Annotated in this window: 5 protein-coding genes; all 5 read right to left on the reverse strand. The window is 60.4% G+C overall.

Annotated features, from left to right (window positions below; genetic code table 11):
* Position 1: 1 nt before the first annotated feature.
* Complete coding sequence (locus IYY11_RS00080; RefSeq protein WP_196402261.1) at positions 2–655, reverse strand: hypothetical protein; 654 nt, start codon at positions 653–655, stop codon at positions 2–4.
* Between the two features lie 354 nt (positions 656–1009).
* A complete protein-coding gene (locus tag IYY11_RS00085; RefSeq protein ID WP_196402262.1) occupies positions 1010–2146 on the reverse strand; it encodes an NAD(P)/FAD-dependent oxidoreductase in 1137 nt (378 codons plus the stop codon).
* A 121-nt stretch (positions 2147–2267) separates the two neighbouring features.
* Complete coding sequence (locus IYY11_RS00090; RefSeq protein ID WP_246719519.1) at positions 2268–2933, reverse strand: class I SAM-dependent methyltransferase; 666 nt, start codon at positions 2931–2933, stop codon at positions 2268–2270.
* Between the two features lie 431 nt (positions 2934–3364).
* Positions 3365–4483, reverse strand: coding sequence for an HlyD family secretion protein (locus tag IYY11_RS00095; protein ID WP_196402264.1), 1119 nt, complete (start codon positions 4481–4483; stop codon positions 3365–3367).
* On the reverse strand, positions 4483–5010 hold a 528-nt coding region (locus IYY11_RS00100), incomplete at its 5' end, for an ABC transporter ATP-binding protein (protein WP_196402265.1). The genes IYY11_RS00095 and IYY11_RS00100, both read right to left, overlap by 1 nt.

The following is a 5010-nucleotide window of genomic DNA, read 5'->3' on the forward strand; positions in this document are numbered from 1 at the left end:
CCTACAAGCGAGGTTTGACGCCCGACTGTTTTTCGGAATCCTCGGCCGAGGCCTCGTTCTGCCGGACAACTTCGCTGTCCATCAAGCTCACGTTGAATCGCGTGGCGTCGGGCTCGTTAAGCCAAACTTTCAAATCGTAGCTCGGACCGGATTGCCACGCCCATCCCTGGCAGTCGCGCTCGGCTTTGGGCTTTGGATGATATTTCGAATATTTCTCGCTTACTTTAAATTCTTCGATGATGAAATCGAGAAGCTCCGGACAGGTCATCTGTGAAAGGAACACGCCGTTCAGCTTGTAGACCTTGCCGGTCCGCGGGGTGAGCGCATAGTTGACGATGGAGCCGTCTTCAAATCTGCAGGAGAACTGTTTCCCGTATTCAGATGACGATGCGAAGAACTCCTCGGCGCGCATGCCGCCATGAAACGAGACCTTTCCGAAGTTGTTGCACTGCGAGCGCGCGAGTCTTGCCGCTTCATCCTTGGACATGCCGAGCGAAAAGCCCCGCAGATCGCGCTTGAGGGACTGAGCCTGGGCGTCCTGCGCACCAGAGAAGGTCAAAACAGACAGCAGAAGAATCATGAGTCGCGTCTGTCGTATGGAGCGGCTCGAGTTCAGCTGGGTTCCCTGATCGATAATCCGGCTCGAGAGTATCATTATAGATCTCCTCGCTGAAAGAGGCTGTCGATTCTAGGGAGACCAGGAAAAAGTTGGGTCAGTCAAGCGCCCCGCCCAAAAACGTAATCGTTGGGCCATCTCACACTCATCTCGCTGGGGCAGACCGCCGTAGCGTTCGAGAGTTCCGTTGTTGAGATGACGCGCCTAGCCCGAGACCATCGCATCTGGCGCTTCTTGGCTCATACATTTATATGTACAAGCTGATACTTGATCTGTAAACGCCGTTATGGCCTACCTTCAAACGCATGATGAAAGCAGCGAGTCCGATCGGCTGATTTGGAGATAGTGCTTGTGTCGTTGGCGGTCATAAACGTGGTCCGATGGAAATATGACTTAGTCGATACGCGGAATCGCCTCTTCGGGAACGCGCGTCGCGCGCGCGATCGCGCGCACGCCGCTAGGAAACCGCGAGGCGAGCCATATTAGGGCGTCCTGGCCAACCGGATGTCTGAAGAACATGCTGTTGAGCGGCTTTGAGACGCGCATCTGTCTTCTGACAATGCTGCCAAACCGGTGGTGAAACGCATGCGAGGTCTCGCCTTCGAGAAACATGTTGGCCGCTAGAACTGCGCTGCAGCTCGCCATGCCCATCCCGTCGCCGGTGAAAGAAGGGATCACCGCAATCTGATCTCCAAGCCGCCATAGGCCCGGCGGGTCCGCAGGGGACGGAATGTGTACAAAACCATAAGGAATGCGGCTGATCGCAAGCGGGCGATCCAGCAAAGGCACGGCGCCCTCCAAGTAAGCCGCGACGTAGCCCGACTCGCTGCTGAATTGCTGCAGAACACCTTGCCAGGTTCCCCCTCCTTTGGCGAAGCGCTCCTCGCTGATCACGAAACAAAAGTTGACGTGATCGTCTTCGACGAGCATTAGCCCGAGATAGCATTCCTTCAGGAGAATCAGCTCCGTCACCCACCGCAAATGCTCAGTCTTTTTCTTGTTGAAACGATAATACATTTTCAAAGCGAGATAATCGCTTTGGCGCCCAGGCGCAGCGCGCTTGACGCCGCGCAGATCGTGCTTGCCGGTCGCAAGAAAAATCGTCCGAGCCGGCGCGCTGTCTCCTGAGCCGAAGGACACTTCGAAGCCGCCGTCATCCGATTGCTCGATGAACCGCGCCGCCTTGCCGCGAACGACATTCACGCCGCAAGACGCCGCATGTTCGAGCAGAGCCTCGTCGAGGACTTTTCTCGATAGCGCCAGAGCCGGAAATGGCAGCGGCTCGTCGACGCTGCGACTGCCCCGAACCAGACGCACGCGATTGATCGGCCGAGCGCCCAGCTCCACCGGGTCTACGCCAAGAGATCGCAGATTTGCGCTGACTTCCCGGCTCAGAAACTCGCCGCAAATCTTGTGGCTCGCGGACAACGAGCGCTCATAGAGATCGACGCGCCGACCCGCGCGGGATAAAGCGAGGGCCGCCGTAGCTCCAGCGACGCCGCCGCCGATGATCACGCTTGCTTCCGTCACGATACGACTCCTCATCTACCTCTTCGCGAAGCACTTCCGGAGCGCTGCGCCGATTGGCCAGGCCAGCCGCTCGCGAGAGCGACAGCGCACGGATGGCTTAGAGCGAAAGCGCACGGTTGGCTTACGGAGAGTCGACCGGAGGCGTGTCGCCTGGGGCGGAATTCGACTTCCGCGCCGCGAAGCAGTGCGTGAACGGCATTGCGGAGGTCTCGTCGAGAATCCAGCCGTTCTGATTTGGCCACAGCTTAGACAGATCGCGGTCGGCGAAGCCGGCGCGCACGCTGGTCTTCGCATCCCATTGGGTGACGTCGTTGCAGCCGATGACCCAGACCAGGCTGCTCGCCATGAGCGAAAAGCGATCGCGACGAGGTTCGCACGCTGCTAACAGCGTCGTGCGCGCCGCCGCCAATTCAAGTAAGCGGGCGAGGTCCGGGTTTTCAAAATGATGCAGAAACAGATTTGCTGAGATGATGTCCGTCGTCGCGGCGTCATGCGAAAGGTAATCGAAGACGTCTGCGACGACGCTCTCCACCCGCCATCCGATCGCTTCAAAGGCTTGGCGGGTCTCGTCCGATAGAATATCCTGCTGGTCGAGCAGGCGCGCCGTAACGCCTTGCCACTTCGGCGCCAGGCGATTTGCGACGCCGAGCATCAGTGCCCCGTCGCCGGAGCCGAGATCGAGAATGGTTTTCGGCGTCCTGTCGAAATGGCGGGAAAGCAGCGCCGCCATGATCTTGGTCTGCTGCATCCAGCTGTTAACGCGCCGCAGGTCGCGGCGCGACTGCATTGCTCGGGGATCGTCGCATGGAAGAGAATCCAAGAGTTCGGGATATACTGCGCGAGCGAGCTTAGCCATTTTGGCGCTCTCCTTCTGATAGCGCCTATGATAATTCCGGCGCCTACCTCAGAAACGAACGTCAGCCTTAGCCGCAGTCCGCGTCATTCGTGATCTCCGCCTGCGCTAATACCTTGCCGAATCGAAGCATGAGGCACTGTCGCCGATAGCGAGTGCATTCCTCGGAGGGTGCCTGTAATAGGCAAGGAGTAGAAGATCGCGGCGCGATTGAATGGCGCGCCGATCGTCGGGCCTCATGTAATCCAAAAGCTCGGGACGGGCTTCACCAACAAGACCCATCATTATCCGCCTCCAATCTCGCTACAGACATAGAGGCACATGCGCCTCGGCCTGGGCGTCATCTAGAATTAACCCGCACTCCGTCAGTCGCGCGCTATGGTGAACCGCCCTCCGAATTTCTGCGCCTTCATTGGTTGGAGCCAACCTGTCTGAGCCGAGAGCGAGCGGACCAAAAAATAGGCGTCAACGCGCAGCCCGACGGGCAGTTTCACGCCGGCGTCGAGATCGATAAGCACCTGCAGCGCCTTGGCGTCGACGCGATCGGTCGGCCGACCGGTCTGAACCATCTTGGCGCCCATTCTGGACGATACGCGGAAAACTCTTCCGCCAAACTTCTGATTTGGGAACGCGTCCGCAGTGACCTCGACGCGCTGCCCGGCGACGATTTTCCCGACGTCGGTCTCATCGACGTCCGCGCGCACGCGCAGACCGCGAACATTGCCGACGATGGCGATCGGCGTCGGCGGCACGTGCGTCACGGCTTCACCGGCGACGCGAGAGCGACGCAGGATCGTGCCCGCGATCGGCGACCGCACCAGCGTCTTTTCCAAAAGCGCCTCCGACAGCGCCACATCCGCCTCCGCGAGCCGCACCCGCGCGCGCGCCGCCGCGAGATCTTCAGCGCGCGGCGGAGCCTCGAGCATCGCGAGCCTTTCCGCGATCGCCGCGCGCCGCGCCTTGTTGACGTTCCAATGGGACGTGGCCTGATCAAGCGCCGCTTGGGGCGAAACGCCGCTCTTGGTGAGCGGCAGCCGTCGCTCATGTTCGCGTCGCGCCAAATCGAGCGCCGCGTCCGCCTCCATCAGAGCATCCCTCGCCTCTCGGCGCTCCTCGGCGCGCGCGCCATTGGTGAGGCGCTCGAGTTCGGCCTGCCGCAGCGCAAGCGCCGCGCGCGCGGACTCCAGCCGAGCAACCTGCTCGGTATTATCGAGCGCCGCGATGATCTGACCGGCCGCCACCTCATCGTTCTCCTCGACCCGCATCTCGCGGATGACGCCTGTCGCTTGCGCGGCGATTTCGCGCTCCTCGCCTTCAGGCTCCACCATTCCCGGCGCGGCGGCGACATGCTGCGCAACTCCGGCGAGCGACGTTGTGGCGCGAGCGGTTGACTGCGTGCTCTCGATCGACTGAAAGAGAAAGAGGCTCAGCGCGGCCAGGCCGAGGAAAGTCAGAATTGCGACGACGCGTGACGACATTTTCATCACAAGGCTCCCATTGCGTGCAGGGGAGATGGACCGCGCGGCGTCGCCAAACGCTCGGCGATTTGTCCATCTTCGAGATGTATCACCCGATCCCCGAATTGAAGGATACGCGGATCATGGGTGACGATGACCACCGCTCGCTCCTGCTGATGCGCAAGCATCTGCAAAAGCTCAATGGCGCGAAGTCCGCTTTCAGCGTCCAGCGCGGCAGTCGGTTCGTCGGCCATCAGGATCTTGGGATCGCCGGCCAGAGCGCGCGCGATCGCGACGCGCTGTCTCTGGCCGCTACTCAACTGAGAGGGAAAGGAGTCGAGTCGGTGACCTAAGCCCACCGATTTCAGGAGTTCGCGCGCGCGCTCCCGAGCAATCTGCCGGGACACTCCGAGAAGATCGAGCATCACCATCACGTTTTCCGTGGCGGTCAGCACGGGGAACAGATTGTAGGCTTGAAAAATGAAGCCGAAATATTTCAGCCGCAGCGCTGCGAGCTCCTCTTCGCCGAGCGCCTGCGTGTTTTTTCCATAAAG

The organism is Methylocystis sp. H62 (assembly GCF_015709515.1).
In the GTDB taxonomy this organism is placed as follows: Bacteria; Pseudomonadota; Alphaproteobacteria; order Rhizobiales; family Beijerinckiaceae; genus Methylocystis.

Coding starts and splice junctions, on each gene's coding strand:
- IYY11_RS00080 (WP_196402261.1), bottom strand. CDS start 655: ATGATACTCTCGAGCCGGATTATCGATCAGGGAACCCAGCTGAACTCG.
- IYY11_RS00090 (WP_246719519.1), bottom strand. CDS start 2,933: ATGCAGTCGCGCCGCGACCTGCGGCGCGTTAACAGCTGGATGCAGCAG.
- IYY11_RS00095 (WP_196402264.1), bottom strand. CDS start 4,483: ATGAAAATGTCGTCACGCGTCGTCGCAATTCTGACTTTCCTCGGCCTG.